The organism is Chitinophaga sp. CF118 (genome assembly GCF_900112615.1).
Lineage (GTDB): Bacteria > Bacteroidota > Bacteroidia > Chitinophagales > Chitinophagaceae > Chitinophaga.
The window spans coordinates 547,853-568,775 of record NZ_FOMK01000002.1 but is presented as its reverse complement, the minus strand read 5'-3'; the positions used below and the strand labels follow the sequence as shown (position 1 = coordinate 568,775).

General features: G+C 42.3%; 17 protein-coding genes. 7 read left to right on the top strand and 10 right to left on the bottom strand.

Annotation, left to right across the window (positions count from 1 at the left end; genetic code table 11):
• Positions 1–9: 9 nt before the first annotated feature.
• The 5 genes from BM176_RS10510 to BM176_RS10490 all read left to right on the top strand — a co-directional run bounded on the left by BM176_RS10510 (position 10) and on the right by BM176_RS10490 (position 6,971).
• Positions 10–393 carry a response regulator gene (locus tag BM176_RS10510; RefSeq protein WP_090102577.1) on the top strand — a complete coding sequence of 128 codons (384 nt, stop codon included), beginning with the start codon at positions 10–12 and terminating at the stop codon, positions 391–393.
• A 112-nt stretch (positions 394–505) separates the two neighbouring features.
• Positions 506–985, top strand: coding sequence for an RNA polymerase sigma factor (locus BM176_RS10505; protein WP_177230363.1), 480 nt, complete (start codon positions 506–508; stop codon positions 983–985).
• A gap of 54 nt (positions 986–1,039) precedes the next feature.
• Positions 1,040–2,239, top strand: a complete 1,200-nt coding sequence (locus BM176_RS10500) for a FecR family protein (protein ID WP_090102574.1) — start codon at positions 1,040–1,042, stop codon at positions 2,237–2,239.
• Between the two features lie 142 nt (positions 2,240–2,381).
• Complete coding sequence (locus BM176_RS10495) at positions 2,382–5,612, top strand: SusC/RagA family TonB-linked outer membrane protein (RefSeq protein WP_090102572.1); 3,231 nt, start codon at positions 2,382–2,384, stop codon at positions 5,610–5,612.
• A 30-nt stretch (positions 5,613–5,642) separates the two neighbouring features.
• Complete coding sequence (locus tag BM176_RS10490; RefSeq protein ID WP_177230362.1) at positions 5,643–6,971, top strand: RagB/SusD family nutrient uptake outer membrane protein; 1,329 nt, start codon at positions 5,643–5,645, stop codon at positions 6,969–6,971.
• Here the strand turns inward: BM176_RS10490 and BM176_RS10485 are convergent.
• From BM176_RS10485 to BM176_RS10445, 9 genes are all read right to left on the bottom strand, one after another.
• Positions 6,943–8,010: a hypothetical protein gene (locus BM176_RS10485; RefSeq protein WP_090102568.1), complete on the bottom strand. Its 1,068-nt coding sequence runs from the start codon at positions 8,008–8,010 to the stop codon at positions 6,943–6,945. The genes BM176_RS10490 and BM176_RS10485 overlap by 29 nt on opposite strands.
• A gap of 95 nt (positions 8,011–8,105) precedes the next feature.
• On the bottom strand, positions 8,106–8,324 hold the full coding sequence (locus tag BM176_RS10480) for a hypothetical protein (RefSeq protein ID WP_090102566.1): 219 nt from the start codon (positions 8,322–8,324) through the stop codon (positions 8,106–8,108).
• 99 nt (positions 8,325–8,423) lie between these two features.
• Complete coding sequence (locus BM176_RS10475; RefSeq protein ID WP_090102564.1) at positions 8,424–8,831, bottom strand: MauE/DoxX family redox-associated membrane protein; 408 nt, start codon at positions 8,829–8,831, stop codon at positions 8,424–8,426.
• Between the two features lie 65 nt (positions 8,832–8,896).
• Positions 8,897–9,298 (bottom strand): hypothetical protein, encoded by a 402-nt coding sequence (locus BM176_RS10470; RefSeq protein WP_090102562.1) that lies wholly within the window; start codon positions 9,296–9,298, stop codon positions 8,897–8,899.
• Positions 9,299–9,382: 84 nt separating this feature from the next.
• Positions 9,383–10,441, bottom strand: coding sequence for a response regulator (locus BM176_RS10465; protein ID WP_090102560.1), 1,059 nt, complete (start codon positions 10,439–10,441; stop codon positions 9,383–9,385).
• Positions 10,442–10,456: 15 nt separating this feature from the next.
• Positions 10,457–11,728 carry a PAS domain-containing sensor histidine kinase gene (locus tag BM176_RS10460; RefSeq protein ID WP_090102558.1) on the bottom strand — a complete coding sequence of 424 codons (1,272 nt, stop codon included), beginning with the start codon at positions 11,726–11,728 and terminating at the stop codon, positions 10,457–10,459.
• A 112-nt stretch (positions 11,729–11,840) separates the two neighbouring features.
• On the bottom strand, positions 11,841–12,689 hold the full coding sequence (locus BM176_RS10455) for an alpha/beta hydrolase (protein ID WP_090102556.1): 849 nt from the start codon (positions 12,687–12,689) through the stop codon (positions 11,841–11,843).
• Positions 12,690–12,822: 133 nt separating this feature from the next.
• Positions 12,823–14,379, bottom strand: coding sequence for a SusD/RagB family nutrient-binding outer membrane lipoprotein (locus BM176_RS10450; RefSeq protein ID WP_090102554.1), 1,557 nt, complete (start codon positions 14,377–14,379; stop codon positions 12,823–12,825).
• A 17-nt stretch (positions 14,380–14,396) separates the two neighbouring features.
• A complete protein-coding gene (locus BM176_RS10445; protein WP_090102552.1) occupies positions 14,397–17,579 on the bottom strand; it encodes a SusC/RagA family TonB-linked outer membrane protein in 3,183 nt (1,060 codons plus the stop codon).
• A 531-nt stretch (positions 17,580–18,110) separates the two neighbouring features.
• Between BM176_RS10445 and BM176_RS10440 the strand changes: the two genes are divergently transcribed.
• Together BM176_RS10440 and BM176_RS10435 are read left to right on the top strand one after the other, a co-directional pair.
• Positions 18,111–20,123, top strand: a complete 2,013-nt coding sequence (locus BM176_RS10440; RefSeq protein ID WP_090102549.1) for a glycoside hydrolase family 19 protein — start codon at positions 18,111–18,113, stop codon at positions 20,121–20,123.
• 116 nt (positions 20,124–20,239) lie between these two features.
• Positions 20,240–20,608 carry a hypothetical protein gene (locus BM176_RS10435; RefSeq protein ID WP_090102547.1) on the top strand — a complete coding sequence of 123 codons (369 nt, stop codon included), beginning with the start codon at positions 20,240–20,242 and terminating at the stop codon, positions 20,606–20,608.
• Between the two features lie 17 nt (positions 20,609–20,625).
• Here BM176_RS10435 and BM176_RS10430 read toward each other — a convergent pair whose 3' ends face one another.
• Positions 20,626–20,823 carry a hypothetical protein gene (locus tag BM176_RS10430; RefSeq protein WP_090102544.1) on the bottom strand — a complete coding sequence of 66 codons (198 nt, stop codon included), beginning with the start codon at positions 20,821–20,823 and terminating at the stop codon, positions 20,626–20,628.
• Positions 20,824–20,923 lie beyond the last annotated feature (100 nt).

Sequence of the window (20,923 nt, the reverse complement as noted above, 5' to 3'; positions counted from 1 at the left end):
AAATGACAAATGGAATCTGGAAAAAAGGTGTTAATCATTGATGATGATAGTCGTAATATTTATGCATTACGCCTGGTGTTGAGAACCAGAGGAATTGAATGTCTGGACGTATCAAATGCTACATTAGGACTGAAATTGCTGGAGGAGGAAAATGATGTAAGTGTTGTATTGATGGACATGATGATGCCCGGAGTGGATGGCTACGAAGCAATGGAAATCATCCGTAATACGCCTGGGTTGGAAGATCTTTGTATTATAGCAGTCACTGCCCAGGCAATGATAGGCGACAGGGAGAAATGCCTGGCGGCAGGCGCTTCTGCTTATGTATCAAAGCCAATCGATATAGACGTGTTACTGGAGCTGTTGAATGAACAGATATCTGGTGAAAAATAAGGGTAAGATATACTGTTAACATGTAATTAACGTTTTAAGGATGCCGGAAAGCGGATATTTACGTTAACAACTGTTAACATAGATATTTTCCTAAAAACACTGTATGCAGCATATGGATGATTCAGCAATGCTCACTGCGCTTAAAGGCGGAGATATCAAAGCTTATCAGTATTTTTTCATGAAGTACTATAAACCTTTGTGTCTGAAAGCGCGTATGATGCTGAATAGTATGCAGGAAGCAGAACAGCTGGTGCAGCAGATCTTTGTAGAGGTATGGGAAGAACGCTTGTACCACGAGATTGAACATTCAGTAGGAGGATATTTTTACAGGAAAGTGCATAACAGTTGTGTGAACCTGGTACGGAAAAGTAATTCAGATAACCACTTTTCTACCGATCATGGTTTTTTACTGATGCAGGGAATGCTACCCGATAAGCAGGTAATGGAAACAGAACCTGGTATAAATATCGCAACATTATCCTATAAAGAGAATTATCCTGAAGTGTTTAACATCCTGGAAAGAAGTGTAAATGCCTTGAGGTGTGTTCTAAATGTAGCCCTGAAAGCTTTATGGACCCATATCAAACTATAGTAGTCCAGGAAAAACCTATTGTCCAACGTATTTGTAATTCTTTGTCTTTCCCTAATGGCTTATAATGATGAACATATATTTCAGTTGATACTGGAGAAGTTGAGTGGCGAAATAAGCGACGAAAACAGGTTATACCTTGAGCAGGCTGCACGGGAGGATGACAAGATAAGGCGTTGCCTGGAGGAAATGGAAGAAGCATCCCAGGTGGCTGGTCCTGAATTCATGGATGATGTGTATAATGAAATTGCCTGGAGCAATGTATTATCACTGCTTGATAACGAGCATCCTGCCAACCATATTATCACAGCCTCCACTCCGGAAGAGAAAACACCTGAAATACCTGTTGAAACAGTTCCTGTAAAGAAGCCTTTTACTTCACAAACATGGTGGATAGCTGCTGTAACAATAACCGCTATCTCATCATTGCTTTTTTTCCTGCCGGGACGTACCAATAAATCTGCGACCATAAATACACTCGCATATAATAATAACATAGCAATTCCATTAAAGGGAAATATCCAGTTGTTACTTGATAACGGTGATACCGTGCAGCTACCGGATAATGAGGGCGAAGTGATCTCAATGGCACAGGTCAGCCCACGCATGGCAGAAGGTGCATGGGGTACATTGTTGGTCCCAACTGGCAAAGATTATAAAATCTCATTGTCAGATGGCTCTGTAGTGCATCTGAATGCATTTTCCAGTCTACGTTTCCCCTTTAACTTTACCGGTAAAACAAGAGAAGTAGTTCTGTCGGGAGAAGCATTTTTTACAATTGCTCCCAATGCTCAGCAATCGTTTATTGTGCATTCCGGCCAAACAGCAGTAAAAGTGCTGGGTACTGCCTTTAATATCAATGCTTATACAAATAGCCTGGTGGTAACCTCCCTTGTGCAGGGCCGCGTAATTACAAGAGATGGCAATCAACCGGAAGTGCAACTGGAACCTGGTATGGAAGCCATTTACCAGGAGGGATATCCCAATATAGTACATCCTTTTGATGAAAGTATCACCCTGGCCTGGCGTAATGGGGAATATAACTACTACAATAAGCCTCTTGGTGACCTGAAGGCTGTGATCCTTCACTGGTATGGCAAACAGCTACTATTTGAAAATGCCTCACTGGCCGACAAGAAATTAACAGGTATCATAGAAAGAGATAAACCAGTAACCGACTTCCTCGATGGTCTTGATAAAACATCCGGACTCACCTATCATATCAATGAAGATAAGATCTACCTCTCCACGAAATAAATAACGGTTTAATATTGACCGGGTTATCTTCATCACAACTATTGTGAGTGTTGACGTATTATGCATTTTGCATTAAATGCCTTACTTTTAGTTCCGGCGTTTTGCTGTTCAGCCAACTATATAAGTACCATAAAATTTGCAGATGGTCAAGCATGTTTGTAACGCTTATGGATCCCTTTTCATTTTATTCTTATCCTTGTTTCCGGTAGCCGTTGATGCCCAGACAGGTAAGAATAATATCCGCATTACAATCAACAGCAATCACATACCCTTATCAGGTATTTTAAAAACAATAGAAATACAAACAGGCTATTACTTTGTATTTGATAATGATATCCTGGATGTATCTGCAAAAGTAGGGATACACTTTAAACATGTACCGTGGAAAGATGTACTAGCCTATATTTTAAAGGATAAAAATATTACCTGGCATCAGCAGGACAGACGAATTTTCCTGCAAAGGAAAAATATCTCACCTGTACCACCGCAGAAAGATTCAGTGACTGCAACTATCAGTGGTATAATCCTCACATCTGCTGGCACGCCTTTGCCTGGTGCTACTATCATTATAAAGGGTACATCCCGGGGTGTTACTTCCGGTAATGAAGGACAGTTTTCCCTGGAGCAAGCTAATGCTGCATTATTACATATCTCATCAATGGGGTTCATTTCCAGAGATACTGTATTAGCTGGTACTGGTTTACATAAAATCCGGTTACTGGAAGCAGTAAACAGTCTGGATGCTGCCGTTGTAATCGGTTATGGTGCGAGCAGTCGCCGGTTGCTTACAGGATCGGTCAGCAGGATTATTGCAAAGCAGATCAGTCAGCAACCCGTTGCGAATCCATTGGGGGCCTTACAAGGGCAGATAGCAGGTGTACTGGTTACGAACACCAATGGTTTGCCGGGAGCACAGGTGAAATTATATATACGCGGACGCAATTCGATTGCTGCCGGTAATGATCCGTTATTCATTATAGATGGTGTTCCTTTTGATATAACCCCATTAAATAACCTGGATGAACTATCAGGTGCAATTAAGCAAATCAGCCCGTTTAACAGCATTAATCCTTCTGATATAGAAAGTATCGACATTTTAAAAGATGCAGATGCTACGGCTATCTATGGCTCGAGAGGGGCTAATGGAGTAGTGTTGATTACCACAAAAAAAGGAAGGTGTGGCGAGAATAAATTAGACATTAATATTTATTCAGGTGCAGGACAAACGAGCAACCACATACCTATGCTGGATACAAAGCAATATCTGACCATGCGCAGGGAAGCATTTGCTAATGATGGCAGAATACCAACTGTGACAGAAGCGCCTGATCTGCTGGTATGGGATACAATGAGGAATGTAAATTGGCAGAAGCAACTAACGGGTGGCATTGCGCACATCACCAATGCACAGATTTCATTCTCCGGTGGTAATAGTAATACTACCTTTTTTGCCGGTGGTAATTTTTACAAGGAAGGAACCGTACTCTCTGCTCCTCTGGCGTATCGCCGGGGTGGCGGGCATCTGAGTATCCTGCATCATTCTAAAGATCAGCAGTTTGAAGCATCATTTTCCGGAAGTTTTACCGGCGATAAAAATAAGAGTATTGCCAATGATGTATTTCCTTTTTATAACCAGCCGCCTGATTACCCGCTATATGATTCGGCAGGTGGCCTGTTCTGGGGAGCATCACAGGATAATCCGGAGGCTTACATGCGTCAGCAGGCCAACAGCAAAACCAACAACCTGCTGAGTAATGTGGTACTGCGTTACCGCCTGCTACCAGGATTAAATTTGAAAACAAGTATGGGCTTTGCTGATATCATGATGCAACAGGTATTCACCTTTCCAAAGTCTACACAGCATCCGCAGAGTGCCATCTTCAGCTTTACACGTTTTGCAGAAAACGAACGTAAATTATATATCGTAGAACCACAGGCCGACTATACACTGCGGATCGCACGTGGAAGCCTGCATGCGCTGGTAGGAGGTACCTGGCAGCAGAGTAATAACAGAAGTGCATATGCAGAAGGACAGGGCTATGCAAATGAAAATATGCTGGGGAATCTTTTCGATGCTGATACTATAATAAGGAGGCCTGATGGCCACATCCTGTACAGGTACATTTCTTTCTTTACCCGTTTAACATACGACTGGCAAGGCAAATATATTCTGAATGCAAGTTATCGGAGGGATGGATCTTCGCGCTTTGGTCCTGGCAGACAATTCGGTGATTTTGGTGCCCTCGGCCTGGCCTGGATTTTTACAGGAGAATCCTTTATGAAGGAACAATCACTGCTAAGTTTTGGTAAGCTGAGGATGAGTATGGGGATTACCGGTAATGATCAGATTCCCGACTATCAGTATATGAGTAACTATGGTGTGAATGGCATTTACCAGGGGAACAGTACCTACATGCCATTACGCATCGCTAATAATAAATATAGCTGGGAAGAGAATCGTAAAATAGAAGCCGCTATAGAACTGGGTTTTTTAAAGGACCGTATCTTCTTTTCTGTAGCAAAGTATAAAAATAGCAGCACTAATCAACTGGTGGGATATCAATTGGCTAGTATCACCGGCTTTACCAGTTATCAGGCTAACCGGTCTGCGATAGTGGAAAATACCGGATGGGAGTTTGAACTAACCACCAGTAATATCAGCCAGCATCGTTTTAGCTGGTCCAGCGGTTGGAACCTTTCATTCTTTAGCAATAAACTCCGCGCATTTGATAAACTGGCCGCTTCTTCCTATGCCAGCTCTTATGTGATTGGGCAACCACTCAATATTGTAAGGGGATACCATTTTGCTGGTGTGAATAGTGAGACTGGTGCAGCGGTGTTTACAGATATCAATAAAGATGGCAATTTATCCAGTGGCGACGATTATATAACGATCTCAAAAAGAGATCCGGAGTATTATGGAGGTATTAACAATGATTTTTCTTACAATGGTTTCAGCCTGAGTTTCTTCTGGCAGTTTGTAAAACAACAGGGACAAATAACGGTGAACACACCTGGCCAGATGAAGAATGAAACCAGCGGGGCACTATCGCGCTGGCGTATGCCCGGAGATGTAACTGTTGTACCACGGGCAACCGCCACACCAGGAGATCCTATTTACGAAATGAATGAGAATATGAGAACATCTGACGCAGGTTATGGAGATGCTTCTTATATGCGGCTGAGGAACCTGTCTCTCTCATACAATCTGCCGGGTAGCTGGCTGAAACGCCTGCAGTTACAGTTGTGCAGGGTATATGTACAAACGCAGAACCTGGTTACTGTTACAGCTTATCAGGGAGCCGATCCTGAAACACAGCTTGCTCTGCCGCCATTAAAAATCATTACTACCGGTATACAATTAACGCTCTGAGTTTGCCTTATGAATAGTCACAAGTATTTTTTGTACATAATATATTGCCTGCTGCTGATACCAGTTGCCTGTAAAAAGTTAATTACAGTAGATACACCTGCAAGTGAACTGCCGGCAGATCTGGTATTGGGAAATGATGAACTGGCAGATGCTGCTGTAGCCGATATCTATTATGTATTGAGCGGACGATATACCAGTAGTGCGCTTTTCTTTATCAACGGAATGACTGCAGATGAATTGACCACGCTCAACACTTCACACATGCGCTTCGTAAATAATGCGATTCCGGTCGATGATATATTAATATTATACACCTGGCGTGATTTTTATAAAGCTATTTACAGAGCAAATGCGATTCTTGAAGGATTAGTATCATCAAACATTTCTGCGGAAAAAAAAATGCAGCTAATTGGTGAAACGAGATTCCTGCGGGCCTTCTGCTATTATTACCTGGTCAGCAATTGGGGAGATGTGCCATTAATTACTTCTACAGATATAAACCAGACGGAATTGGCTGCACGTGCACCAGTAGCAGATATTTATAAACAGATGATGTCCGATCTGGAGATAGCGTCTCTGCTGTTATCTGCTACTTACCGCAGTAATGAAAAGGTACGTGCCAATAAATGGGCGGCAATAGCTATGCTTGCAAGAGTGTATCTCCAATGGAGAAACTGGGCAGAAGCAGAAAAAAATGCAGCCCTTGTCATTAACTCCGGTATGTTTCCAAATACACAGCCGGACAGCGTTTTCTTTAAGAATAGCCAATCAGCTATTCTGCAATTCTGGATGAAAGATGGTTATACTTACGCCGGACAAACATTTATACCAGTCAGTGACGGGTATTCTAATTATCCGTTTACTACTGATTTTATGAATGCCTTTGAGCCAGGAGACCTCCGCAAAACAAAATGGACGAGTTCTTTTACTTACGCAGGCGGCCTGTATTATTATCCTTATAAATACAAGAAGAATACGATCTCCACAAGTGATGATGCTGAGTATGTAATGGTATTACGCATTGCAGAATTATATCTGATAAGGGCAGAAGCCCGGTGTCATCAGGATGATATTTCGGGAGCAGTGGCGGATCTTAATATTATAAGGCATTACGCCGGGCTGACAGATCTCCCTTCTGATCTTACTAAGGAAAACTGTCTGCTGGCCGTTGAAAAAGAACGAAAAGTTGAGTTGTTTACCGAATGGGGCGACCGTTGGTTAACCCTGCAACGTAACGGCCGTATTGATACGGTATTGAAAGTAATAAAACCTTACTGGACACTTACAGATACCTTATATCCCGTTCCCAAACAGGAACGGGACAGAAATCCTAATCTGACTCAAAATGCCGGATATTAGTAACATGCAGCATCCAGGCACGTATCTGGTTTTTACAATGTACCAGGAGCACATCATCAAAAATAGCCAGCTTATTGATTTTTTCTCTGGGATCTCCCGGTAGATAAAAACTACCGAGGTATTCATGGGTTTGTAAATTGTACATATCAATCACTATATTCTTTTCATAAGCAGTATCACTATCATTATCTGCTTTCAGTGTTGACCGTACATATAAATTACCTTTATAAACACAACTGGCGGCATTTATCATATGATCAGGTCCCTCGGCGGTATACACGTGTTTTGTTGTAGCTGTTTTACCGGACAACTCAAATCTGAAATGACTGAAGGTATCAATAGTATGTCCACTACCTGCAGGCCGTAGTATACTGTCAAAAGAGATATAGGAGTTGTTGTAATAATACAGGAAGGTAAAAATATGTGTACTTGTATCATAATGCAATAATCCGTCTGTACTCATTCCTCCATCATAATGTAATGCAGACAAATGATCTTCTGTAGTAATGCTATCTGAATTCGTGCTGGCTTTTATAAAAAACTGATCAGGTATTTTAGTACTTAGTTTGCGTAATATAAATGTACCCTTACCAAGTGAATGCGCATTGGAAAAAGCACCTGGAGGCAATAGTTTTTTAGTGGTAGTACCGGTATGTATATCCCCCGTGAAAATAGCTGGCAGATTATATGCATACACGTATATGAATGGCGAATCTACTTCTGTAAAAAAGGAAGTGTGGATCACATCTTTTGCATCTATATGAAGGGTAATAAGTTTTTTCTCCTGTAGCTGGTGATTGGTAGTAATTATTTTTTCAGGGTCGCCGGTGGAGAAAAAGAATTGGGTAACAGTTGCACCGGAAATACCTTGTATGATTCCTTCAGTAGGGATATTTGCTAATGGAGCTACCGCATGCTGCAGGTAATGCCTGTTAAACCCGTTCTTATGTTTATTGGGGAAATCTGCGGTATAAACAAGTATTGCGATGATAAAGAATGCAGTCAACAGTAATGCTGCTAAATAATAAATACGTCTCATGATAAATTACAAGTGTGTCCCTGGAATAAAGAACCCGGCCCTGTCAGGAGCTCTCTGACAGAGCCTTTAGTTCCCCCTTAAGTAATAAAAGATAATTACGGTTTTCTGATCAGCGTATATGGCGCTTCGACCATGATCGCACATTGTGCATTGTTTGCTCCGGGGCAATATACAGTTTTGATTTCGCTCTGTAAACCAACAACGATGGCGTCATTATTTAACATCCACTGAGTAGTAGAATCTAATTTACCTGCAAAGGCGGTACCGGCAGCAATCACTGCTGCCAGAAATGTGATGGATAACATCTTTTTCATGGTTATAATTTAAAGTATAGTGATATGCCTACTCTATTCTGCAGGTTTTCGGCTACTCCTGTTATTGTTAGTGCCTATAGGTAAAATGGAAGTACGTAATTATTTTTTTGGCTGTAATAATGTCCCTACAGCAGCCAGCAGAATAAAGGCAATGTTTAAAATAATATGTGCCTGCCATGATAGGGATTGTAATACTCCTCCGCAGGAACAAGGGATATAGTAGCTCAGTTGTAACATAGCCCCCAGGTAAAACGTGAAAAGACATAACAGGAAAAAGGAAAGATATAAACCGGATAAACGGGTACGGTTAAACGACAGCATGCCGGCAATAATAATTTCGCCTAGCGGTAACATCCAGGCTAACAGGGGTGCATAAAAAGTAATGAAGGGAGACTGCCCCAACTGCCGTCTGAAAGTATTATAATCTAATAATTTACTGATACCTGTATATATGAATAGGAATATCAGCAAGGCACAAATAATGTCGATGAACGTTTTTCTTGGCATAGGATTAAGGTGATGGCAATATAGTATATATTTTTAATTTGTCGACATCCTTTTCAAATAGATTATCAAAGCTTATTGATAGTGGAGGGAATATTGAGTGCGATATTGGAGAAGTGAACCTGCAAATAATCATTGAAAACGGACATTAAGCGTTGTACGTCCTTTTCCATTTGGCCCAGCTTTTCATAGATGTGTTGCTGGTGCCTGTATATATTGTCCTTGTTAACAGTATCAGTATAAGGTTGGCCAAGCCAGGTCTGCTGTAAAGAGATTTCACTGCGTAATGCTTCAAAACGGGTATCCTGCTGGAGGAAAGCAGTGTGGAAGTATTCCAGCGTTTCCAGCAATGAGCGGTCAAAATGGTATTTAAGGATGTGGGCCAGCTGCGTTTTTAGTGCAATATTCTGGTTCTCCAGTATTGCCAGCTGTTTTATACAAATATTTAAAACATTGTGCAGATCTTCCATTGCTAATCTATCTTATCAGTTGTAAAGATAAACAGCTCCGGAGCCGCTACACAGAACTTGCGTCAGCAGGAAAAATGATTTTTGTCAGTTTACAAGGTTTGCAAGTTTCTGTTCATTCAGTATTGTAATCACCCCTTGTTTTATTTCCAGCAGTTTCTCATCGCGGAAATCCCCCAGTGTACGAATCATGGATTCAGTAGCAGTGCCTGCTATCGTTGCCAGGTTTTCACGGGACATATCAATGGAGAAAGGTTCGTCTGCAGCCTGATGGTATTTCTTTTTCAGGAACAAGAGGGCCTCCGCTACTTTTTTACGCAGGGAGCTATATGCCAGGTGTAACAACTGCTGTTCTTTCTCCGAGATGTTCTTTGCAAGCAAACGGATAAACTGCTGGGCAACATCCCGGTTATTATTGATCAGTGTTTCAAAGTCTTCCCGGGGAATGGCTGTTAACTCACATGCTTCCAATGCTTCAGCATTCTCATGATAATTGCTGCCTTCCAGAAGTGCTACATATCCCAGAAAGTCTCCGCTGTTATAAAGATTCACTGCCAGCTCTTTCCCATCATTATTCACCTTATAGGTTTTTACCTTGCCTTTTTGTATATAGTAGAGGCTTGCAGGCCGGTTTCCTTCCTGGTAGATAAGTTGTTTCTTTTTAAAACGATCTATATTGCCCTCCTCCATGAGTTTTTTTAAAGGATTGCTTCCTGTTGCGGTTAGCAGTAATTGCTGAAGGCCTTCCATATCTGCTGGTAATTGTTGTTGTTTTAGTTCGGCTTTTTTGAGTCTTCTTTCTACGGCATTCAGCAGATCTGTACCACTAAATGGTTTGGTAATGTAATCATCAGCACCCATTTCCATGCCTTTACGAAAATCACTGCGTTCGCTTTTAGCTGTCAGGAAAATGAAAGGGATATCTTCTACTTCCGGATGTTTCTGTAACAGGTGTAACACGCCATATCCATCCAGTACAGGCATCATGATATCACATACAACCAGTTGAGGATTATGTAATAATGCCAGTTCCACACCGGTTTTACCATTCTCTGCTGTAATAACCTTATAGTTTGCAAGTTCCAGTATTTCCGCCGTATTTTCACGGATCTCATCATTATCTTCTATGAGCAGGATTGTTTTCATCGTAATGTCTTTTAATTATGCTTGCTGGAATATTATAGTAAAGATAGTGCCTTCATTTATTTCACTGTTACAGGTAATCTGTCCGTTCATCAGTTCTGCATATTTACTAACTATATGGAGTCCTAATCCGGTTCCCTGTATATTACTTACATTGCCACCCCTGAAGAAACGCTCGAACAGATGTTGCTGATCTTCAGCAGAAATACCCATTCCTTTATCCTGAACGGTTAAAATCAGCTCTTTGCCAGTATGTTTGGTATTAACTCTGATTACTGCATTCTTGGGGGAAAATTTGATCGCATTGCCCAACAGGTTTAGCAGGATATGTTTCAGAAGGGAAGGGTCCAGTTGCACCTGTGTATGGCCCTCATGTTCATAAATGATTTGTTGTCCTTCCCGTACAATATCCTGCATTTCCTGCATAACATCATTGATATGCAGGTAAATATCAAAAATACTGATACGAAGATGTACACCACCTTCCTCTATCTTCCCGACAGAAAGGAAGTCGTTCAGGACTTCTGTAAGCAGGGTAACTGAAGAGATAATCCGTTGAATATGTTTAGTACGCCGGTTTTGTTCATCTGCTGAAGTATACTGGTTTACCAGATATGCAGAGGAGAGAATGGTGCTAAGTGGAGTCCGGAATTCATGAGAGGCCATGGAAACAAATCGTGATTTCAGTTCGCTTAGTTCCTTTTCCTTGTTAAGGGCTGTTATCACTTCCTCTTTGGAATGTTCCAGTTGCTCTAATGCATTGGTTAGCTGTTGTGTACGTTCAGTAATCTTTTGTTCCAGCTCATTATTCAGTTTCTCTATTTTCTCTTCTGATTTTTTGCGTTCGGTAATATTATTGATATATGCAATCACAAAAGCGCCTTCTTCATGTTTATACTGGCTCAGACTGATCTCTACAGGAAATTCGGTACCATCTTTTCTTTTGGCAAACAAGTCCATGCCAATTCCCATAGGCCTGCTCTGCGGATGATGATTATAACCTTCACGGTGGCGTACATGACTGCCATGTACCCGTTGGGGCATCAGGATTTCAATCTTTTCCCCAATTAGTTCTTCTCTTGTAAATCCAAACTGCTGAAGGGCAAAATCATTGATCAATACAATTTCTCCCTGCTGGTTAGTCACCAGAATTCCTATGCTTGCATAGTTAAACAGTGCTTCAAACCGTTGTAGCTCTTTATTATATTCTTTCTTATAAAGGTTGTTTCTGTTCAGCATCGTATTCAGGAAACGTAAAGGCTTTTTCAGCCACTTAGATGTGCTATTCATATATCACCATTAAAGAATAATGGTAAATATACCTTATAGCACACAAATTTCCTTTTTGGATGTATTAAGTCTGATGATTATCATCAGCCAATCGCATGATAATGGTCAGTATTTAGCGTAAAACATTTTTTTGGAGCCATTGTTGAGCGAGTGCCGGCCATACCTCTGCTGCACTGTTGCCCGGTCTGAGGCCATAGCCATGTCCGCCATTCGCGTAAAAATGCAGTTCAACGGGTACTTTGGCATCCCGCAGGGCACCAGCCATTACCAGGGCACTGTTCGCATAAGGATCGTCTGCCGTGGCAAACAGGAACATAGGAGGGGTTTGTACATTTACTGTCAGTTCCGGTGTAAGGCTGCGGTTATTTCCCTGATCCAGATAAGCTGGGTATATGAGTAAGGTAAAAGCTGGTTTGGAAGATAGATTGTCTGCCTCGTCAATCCTCGTATAACTGTCTTTATCATATAATGTGCTGATCCTGGCACTCAAACTGCCGCCGGCAGAGAAGCCCATTACACCAATCTTTTCAGGATTCAGTTGCCATTGTTTGGCCTGGCTGCGTACAAGACGCATAGCCCGTTGTACATCCTGTAAAGCACCTTCCTGTTTTTTCGGCACACGGTATTGCAGCACAAAAGCAGTGAAACCCAGATGGCTTAGCCATTTGGCTATTTCATATCCTTCCAGGTTAATGGCAAGGATCTGATAGCCACCTCCGGGGCAGATCACTACGGCTGCGCCATTGCCTTTCCCTTCAGGTTTAAATACCTGTAAAGTAGGGTCGGTAACATTGGTAAGGCGGATAACACCGCGGCTGGTATCTGAAGTAGGAACAGCTGTCTGTTTAGCCGCAGTTTCGCCCGGAACGGTGCCTGGCCATAGATGAATAAGATCTTTTTCCTGTGAAAATACCTGCATACCTGTTATAAGAAATACGATAGAACAAAAAAGATGTTTCATAATGTGGAGGGTTTACAGGTAGTAAAATACAAATAAAGTGAAAGAGAAACGACTCTTTAACTAAAAAAATATCCAGATCAATAATGGCTGAAGGCCGTTATTAATCCGGATATTTTTTTAATTGGATCAAGTACTAATTTCTATCCCACCATAAAGGGGTAAAAGCATTATCTGCACCATTCAGCAGGGTTACTGCTTTGGTAACTGCCGCACCATTCGTTTGCTTTTCCAGTTCTATAAAAGGAATACGGCGTATAGCCTGACCCGCAGGAATGTCTGCGTTGTCATTGTTCACCACAGGATACAGTATAGGGAATCCACTGCGCCTTACTTCCGCCCAGCCTTCAAAGCCATCAGGATATAATGCCAGCCATTTCTGTGTACCTATCTGTTCACGTTGTTGTGCTTCCGTGGCAGCCCATTTTACAGGACTGCTATTCACCGGAGCAGAACCCTGCTGATCACCCGGAGCAATAGGAGTAGCTGCGTTGGTTTTGTATGCAGTGATCACCGCCGCATCTGTAATGCCCCACTGATTAAGAGACATTTGAATACCTGTTTCATACAACGTTTGCGCATTATCTCCCATATTCCATCCATTCAAAGCTCCTTCCGCACGCAGGAAATAAGCTTCTGCACAATGCATAATATCCTGAGGGGTACCATAACTGTATACCCATTTTTTATCAGCAGTGCTCCAGCTGATCCAGCGGGAACCAACATTTGAATTGTAATCGTTGGTATTCTGCTCTATATTCAGCTGTGTAGCTGTTAAACCATTGCGTACACCATGATATTCGCCGGTTTTAACAGCGGGTTGGAAATATACGGGCAGGCGGGGATCGTTATATCCTCTCAACATTGATTCCATGGAAGCACTCATACGGAATTCATTCCAACCGGATATTACACTTAGTCCATTTCCATCAGACGATACTGTTGCTGATTTTATCATCATAGCATCATCTGCAACGGCTGTCATTACACCCGCAGCTACTGCTTTCTCTGCTTCTGTTTTTGCACGGGCAGGATCTGCTTTTGAAATACGCAGTGCCAGTCGCAGACGCAGGGTGTTGGCAAACTTTGTCCATTTAGCCACATTTCCGCTATAGATCAGATCGAAATTGCCATAAGGTTTTGCATCCGGATTAGCATTCAATGTAGTTATAGCGCTGTCCAGTTGCTTGAACAGATCGTCATAAATACTTTCCTGACTATCATAAGGAACAGATGTTGCAGCTTCTCCTGCATGAAAATAAGGAACAGGACCGTAATAGTCGGTAAGACGATGAAAGGAGAATACCCAGATCAATTTTGCCAGTGCGTATTCTGCTGTATTTTTTTCCTTAAATGCAAAGATTGTTTGCAGTTGAGGTAGTACTTGTGTGTAATGGTTGCTCCAGTGTGTTTTTACCCAGTCGAACCGCATCACATACCTGTCAGAAGGAAAGTAGGTAGCTGTGGTTGCAAAGTATTGTGCATACAGATCGGCAAACAGATTCTGTGCTACCTGGTAATCACCTCCGGTATAAGAAGCTGCAGCTTCTGCTTTAGAGAACATGAAAGGAATTTCCTGGTTGGTGATATTTACCACTTTGCCGGGATTCGTATTTTTACTGTCAAAGTCTTTGGTACATGCACTCATGCTGAGCACAGTGCCGATCAATACCAGGTTTGATATATGTTTCATCAATTATTTTTTAGCTTTTAAAAGGATAACTTAACATTTAGTCCAAGACTGCGTGTAGTTGGCATGTTACCAAATTCAATACCCTGGAAGTTACCGGCACCAAGATTCACGTCCGGATCAAAGCGCATTTTGCGTTTACCTATGCCTGGTATATCCATGATAGAGGATCCTCTGTATAAGAAGAACAGGTTTCGTGCAACAAATGAAATCTTAGCAGACTTAAAAATGGATTGAGGATTCAATTTAAAAGTATATCCTGCAGACAGTTCACGTACCCTGATATTTGTAGCATCGTATGTGAAGAATTCTCCCCAGCTGTAACGGCCACCAGATACGGTAGTCCAGAACGTTTCAGCATCAATGGCCTCTTTATTCACTTCTTTCGTGGTCTGGTTCAATGCTGGCAGTACCCATCCTCCATTACGGTATTTCTCAGTATATTCAGCGGTACCATCAAAGGCCATGGTAGCCTCTGAACCGGAAGTCATCACACCACCTACTTTACCATCTATCAGGAAACTTAATGACCAGTTGTGATAAGTGAAAGTATTTGTAAAACCGAAGGTGTATTTTGGATTGAAATTACCAATCTTCTCTGTTACAGTAGAACCTACCGGCCTACCTTTATCATCTACAAGATATTGGCCCGTTTGGGCATCTCTTGCCCAGCGTGTGGCATAAAGATCACCATAAGCACTACCTTCATTTACGATAGGCGTAGCTGTTCTTCCAAAGCCATTACTTACCGGGCTGCCCGGATTGCTTGTACCACTCAATACACCTTGTTTAACTTCAGGACTCAGACGGACTACTTTATTCCTGTTAACAGCATAGTTAATAGTGATATCCCACTGGAAGTGTTTCTGTTTTACAGGTGTCCCATTCAGGGTAAGTTCTATCCCTGTATTCTGGATGTTGCCGGCATTAATATACTGGTTGTCAAACCCTGTACCAGGTGCTAAAGCAAGTAGCAACAGCTGGTTCACTGAGTTTGTCTTATAGGCAGTGAGATCAAAACCTGCGCGGTTATTCAGGAAGCGCCATTCCAAACCACCTTCCCAGGAAGTGGTCTGTTCCGGTTTCAGGTTGCTGATGGCTTTAGTTCCATCTCTGCGGATATAACCGTTGGTACCGCCTTCCTGGTAAGAATAAGCCTGTAACAGGTAGTAAGGATCCGCGTCATTACCTACACGGGCATACGATACACGTGCTTTGGCAAAAGAGATAAAAGATGGAAGGTGAACCATATCAGAGATCACTGTAGAAAGACCTACAGACGGATAGAAGAAAGAATATGGTTTTGGTAAAGTAGAGGACCAATCATTACGTCCGCTGATATCGAGGAACAGGTAATCACGGAAGCCAATGTTAGCACTGGCATACACTGATTGCAGGTCACGGTCTACCACTGAAGTAAGCACACTCCTTGCAGTTGCATAGGAAAGGTCAAACTTGTTGGGGATGTTCAGTCCGTTTGCGGTTGTTGCGGTGTAATCGCTTTTCCTTACAAGATCACTGGCACCAACATTATATGTGATCTTCAGATCTTTTCCAAGATTGTTGGTTCCTGATAACAACACATCTGCGTTTCTCTCTGTTACGTTTCTGAAACCGGTAGTCATGGTACCTCCCTGGCTGGCAAATAACAACGTACCATTATAGTACCTGTTTTCAGACTTATCATTGTACCTGTCCAGTGTATAACGTCCCTGAATACTTAACCATGGAGTGATCTCATACTTTGCAGTACCCAGCAGCGTGACACGGTTACGCATCTCATTGTAGGAAGTCCTGTTGGCCATCCAGTAAGGATTCATATAAATAGAAGAGGAAGGAAGCCAGTATAGCGGCATTGGCTGACCGTTATCCGGATTGATCGTTTCATAGTTCTTCAGTTGTTCGGAACTCACACTGCGTGGAACTTTATACAGATCTATGATCAGGCCATTCTCTTCACCACCTCTTGGTTTGTTCTCAATATTCTGGTTTACGTAGGTCAGCTTTGCATCTGTAGAGAGGCGTTTAGTAACTTGTGTATTTAAACGCAGATTCACTGTATGACGGGTGAGGTCATTGTTAGGTACAATACCCTGCACCTTATTATTTGTATACGACAAGTATCCCTGTGTTTTTTCTCCGCCACCGGTTACCGCTACTGAATTATTCAGCGTTACTGCATTCCTGAAAAAGTCCTTCACATTATCCTTATAGGTGGTAGTGGCAGCACCCCAGCTACCGCTGGCATTGGTAGAAGATACTCCTCCGTTACCCTGTCCGTAAGTATTCTGGAATTTAGGAAGTGATAATGGATTTTCAATGGCTACTCCTCCGTTGTAATCAAGTGATACCTTTCCTGATTTACCTTTTTTAGTGGTAATGATAATAGCTCCATTCGAAGCCCTGCTCCCATAAAGAGCAGCAGCAGCAGCACCTTTCATGATATTTACAGATTCTATATCATCCGGGTTGATATTGGCAGCACCATCACTTCCGTTATAACCACCAAAGTCACTCCCTATCTGATCCGGCGTAGAGTTATCTATGGCTACACCATCCACTACAAACAGGGCATTGTTATTCCCGGAAATAGAGCGGTTACCGCGCAGAATCACGCGGGATGCACCACCCGGACCCGATGCCGATTGTGTTATTGAGATCCCTGCTACTTTACCGGAGAGGCTGTTCACAAAGTTTGCATCTCTTGTTTCATTCAGTTTTGCACCATCCAGCTTTTGAGCAGCGAAGGTCAGCGTTTTGGATTCACGTTTGATACCCAGTGCGGTGACTACTATTTCGTTCAGCCCTTTCGTTTCAGTACCCAGTGAGATGTTTATTTCCTGTCTGCCATTCACCTGTTCCTGCAGTGTAGCAAGTCCTACCTGCGAAAAGTCTAACAGGGCATTCTTTTTTACTGTAATAGTATAGCTACCGTCTCCGCTGGTAACAGTACCATTGTTAGTACCCTTTTCCCTGACAGTAACGCCAGGTAAGGGAGTTTTTCCATCTGTTACAATACCTTTTACCGTGATACGTGGCCCTGTAGTATCCTGAGGCAGTCTGTAAGCATTATTCCGGCCGGGTGCTACAGATTTCCCGTGTACAGCGCCAGAAGCCTGTACGCTTATGCCCATGGCAAAGGCAATGGAAAGTGGCAACGCACCACTTCGCAACAGATTAAACATCTGAGTTGACAACATCATGTTGATTTTTGGTTTCTAGGTGACAAAAAGCGATCTAGCGTCCTGTGGTTGAAACAGGCACAACATCAACCTAGACTATAATGCAGCAGCAAATAACACATGAATACTATAAGTATAAAACGCACGTGCGTTGATATACATGACCTGTAACAATGATGTGGAACTTATCTATGAGAAGGCATAAAATACACTCGTTGGATCTTATTTATTGATTATTACGTTAATGATTTAATACGAATATGATAACTCAAGTGTCCTCGATTTTGGTTTGTGAACTCCAACAAAAATATACAATTATACCAGATATCAAAATAGTTCCTGAATTTTTTATCTGTTCTTATGAGGGGGGCTCGTAGTAATTATCATTATCTTTGTAGTCTCAAAATTTCCATTATTTAAACATTGAGCTTATTACGGCCGTATTAAGCACCGGTTTTTCCACCCTTGTTTTTAATAATGCATAACTGTCCGTATCATCTGCAGATGAATGCGTTATGATGTTTTTTTTCTTGAAACCTAAAATAGATATCTATGAAAACCCGTGCCTTTTTACGGCGAAGCATGCTTGCATTGCTTTTTTTATGTTGCGTTGCAACAGTAAATGCCCAAACCTTTTCAGATGTAATGGCCAGCGCAGACTGGAATGTATTTTTCCCGCACCGCTTTAACCCGGACGACCGTACCGGTGCCGGTACATTGCCCACAACAGCGGCGAAGGATTTTTATTCTTACAGTAATTTTGCGACGGCTGTAAGCCGGATGGCCAACATTAAGATCATCTCCGAACGCCGTTGTGGTACCAATGCCTACCGCCTTACCCGCGTGGACAAAACTACCGGTGCTTCTATCGTGATCCGTACGGATGCAGATTTTAATATCTCTACGAACATGATCATTACAGAAACGATTGATTATGCCACTTTTGCAGGTGACGGTGATCTGACTGTCCGTAAACGTGAACTGATGGCCTTCCTTGCCAACATTTCACAGGAAACTACCGGCGGCTGGCCTACAGCACCTGGTGGTCAGTATGCCTGGGGATTGTACTTCCGTGAGGAAGTAGGATATGAAGGGACTACAAACATCGGGTACCGCGATGAAACTAACACCACTTATCCGCCGGCACCTGGTAAATCATACCATGGCCGTGGTCCTATCCAGTTGAGTTACAATTATAACTACGGTCAGGCCAGCGAATTCATTTTTGGTGATAAAAACGTGTTACTGGCAAATCCTGAAAAGGTAATTCAAGATGGTGTAATTGCTTTTGAAACAGGCATCTGGTTCTGGATGGCGCAGCAATATCCGAAGCCTTCCTGTCATGATGTAATGATCCCCGGAAAATTCACGCCTACTGCAGAGCAACTGGCTATCGGGCTGAAACCCGGTTTTGGTGCAACTGTCAACGTTATCAATGGTGGAGTAGAATGTGGTGGAACTACAGAGAACACGAAGGTGCTCAGCCGGATAGGTCATTATCAGCGTTATACTACCCTTAAACAAGTAAGTCTTGAGCTGGATGGTGGCAATAATTCCGCTAATTGCGGTTGTGCTAATATGGGACGGTTCTCTATTGATGCTGCAGAATGCAGCAAGGTGACTTCTCTTAGGTTCTCATCTCCTGCAAATGGAATTCTGAATGTAACCAGCTTATCGCCCGTTACCCTCACTGTGGCAAAGAATGATCCACGCAATGAGATCTCACAGGTATATATCACCATAAACGGACAAACGACGGCCGGTACTTCTGCACAATTTACACCTACTGCTTACAAGTCCTATACGGCAAGAGCAGCAGGCGCACGTACTGGTAAGGACTCTGTAGTGAGCACCATTACGTTTGCGGTTTATAACACCGCTACTATGGAAGGTTGTTCTTATCTGCCAGTATGGGATGCATCTAAAATATATGAAACAGCCGGAACTATCGTGTTGTACAACAGCGTAGTATACCGTAACCAATGGTGGGCAGGGGCCGCCGATATTCCGGGTAGCAACACTACCTGGGCAGTAGTCGGTACTTGTACAGGAAACGGTGGAAACGGCGGTGGCAATGGGGAGTCTTGCGGCACAGTTGCGGGTTGGGCTATCGGCAGCATTTATGTATCTGGTAACCAGGCAGCTTATAACGGTAAGATCTACAAAGCCAGATGGTGGACACAGGGGGAACGGCCAGATCTGAATTCTGCAGATGGACAGGTATGGCAGTTTATCAGCAATTGTCCTTCCAGCGCAGCGAGAATTGGAGTGAATACAGCTATTGCCGGTAATGCTACCGAAAAAGTAATTGTTTATCCAAACCCTGTAGCGGGTAGTACCCTGCAATTGACAGTCAATGCCAATACGCAGGAAAAACTGCTGATCTCCCTGTTGGATGTTAAAACAGGGCAGCCTGTATTGCAGAAGGTGTATACACCTGGAAGCAAAAGCGCGCAAAAAATTCAGCTGGATATCAGCCATGTACCGAATGGTGTATGGATACTGAAAGTGAGTACTGAACGTGCTGAGCAGATTGGTACAACGAAAGTGGTGAGGATACAGTAAGCGGAATAAATATTTATAATTTGTAGGGAATTGTAACTAAATGCACTCATTCTGCGTTTAGTTACAATTCCCTGCTTGTTTAGAGGCAGGGGTAATTATAAATTAATTACGCTATTATGAAATTTAAGGGACTTATTCTTTTGGCTGTAGTAGCCGGATGTAGCAAAAAAACAACTGTAGATCAGAATTGTACTAAATACGCAGATGCGTATGTTACCGATGTTCAAAACAGCACAGCAAATACGGCTAGTGTTTCCTTCCAGGTAAACAGTGGTTGTGGACAATTTAACAAGTTTGTAGAACAGGCAAAAGGGAATATTCGTATAATTAAAGTGCAGGCGGTTTACAAAGGATGTATGTGTACGATGGATATGCCGATAAGAACGGAAACTTATACTTTCAAGGAAAAAGCAGCCGGTACTTATTACCTGAAGTTTCTTTCTGCAGAAAATGAATATGTAATTGACACAGTAATTATCAAATAAGAGAAGAAGCCGTCGCATCAGGACGGCTTCTTCTTTTTATTTGGATGTAGCAGATGTTTTGGAATAGTCTTAATATTTTCTCTTGCTCTTGCCATCATTGCTATAAATGAAGGATCGTTGCTATAATCTTTGATAATTATATTCCGGTCTATAATTGTCCCTGCTTCAGTTACACCAGAACCAGGATAGGATTCTTCTAAAAGATCTTTTTTCATAAAATTGAGATTTGTTACCAGAATTTTCTTTCTGAAATGAATGAATATATAATTGATACAGTAATTATCAAATAAAAGAAGAAGCCGTCACATTAGGACG

Coding starts and splice junctions, on each gene's coding strand:
- BM176_RS10430 (WP_090102544.1), bottom strand. CDS start 20,823: ATGAAAAAAGATCTTTTAGAAGAATCCTATCCTGGTTCTGGTGTAACT.
- BM176_RS10445 (WP_090102552.1), bottom strand. CDS start 17,579: ATGATGTTGTCAACTCAGATGTTTAATCTGTTGCGAAGTGGTGCGTTG.
- BM176_RS10455 (WP_090102556.1), bottom strand. CDS start 12,689: ATGAAACATCTTTTTTGTTCTATCGTATTTCTTATAACAGGTATGCAG.
- BM176_RS10495 (WP_090102572.1), top strand. CDS start 2,382: ATGGTCAAGCATGTTTGTAACGCTTATGGATCCCTTTTCATTTTATTC.
- BM176_RS10510 (WP_090102577.1), top strand. CDS start 10: ATGGAATCTGGAAAAAAGGTGTTAATCATTGATGATGATAGTCGTAAT.
- BM176_RS10505 (WP_177230363.1), top strand. CDS start 506: ATGGATGATTCAGCAATGCTCACTGCGCTTAAAGGCGGAGATATCAAA.
- BM176_RS10475 (WP_090102564.1), bottom strand. CDS start 8,831: ATGCCAAGAAAAACGTTCATCGACATTATTTGTGCCTTGCTGATATTC.
- BM176_RS10500 (WP_090102574.1), top strand. CDS start 1,040: ATGGCTTATAATGATGAACATATATTTCAGTTGATACTGGAGAAGTTG.
- BM176_RS10465 (WP_090102560.1), bottom strand. CDS start 10,441: ATGAAAACAATCCTGCTCATAGAAGATAATGATGAGATCCGTGAAAAT.
- BM176_RS10470 (WP_090102562.1), bottom strand. CDS start 9,298: ATGGAAGATCTGCACAATGTTTTAAATATTTGTATAAAACAGCTGGCA.
- BM176_RS10460 (WP_090102558.1), bottom strand. CDS start 11,728: ATGAATAGCACATCTAAGTGGCTGAAAAAGCCTTTACGTTTCCTGAAT.
- BM176_RS10435 (WP_090102547.1), top strand. CDS start 20,240: ATGAAATTTAAGGGACTTATTCTTTTGGCTGTAGTAGCCGGATGTAGC.
- BM176_RS10450 (WP_090102554.1), bottom strand. CDS start 14,379: ATGAAACATATATCAAACCTGGTATTGATCGGCACTGTGCTCAGCATG.
- BM176_RS10480 (WP_090102566.1), bottom strand. CDS start 8,324: ATGAAAAAGATGTTATCCATCACATTTCTGGCAGCAGTGATTGCTGCC.
- BM176_RS10485 (WP_090102568.1), bottom strand. CDS start 8,010: ATGAGACGTATTTATTATTTAGCAGCATTACTGTTGACTGCATTCTTT.
- BM176_RS10440 (WP_090102549.1), top strand. CDS start 18,111: ATGAAAACCCGTGCCTTTTTACGGCGAAGCATGCTTGCATTGCTTTTT.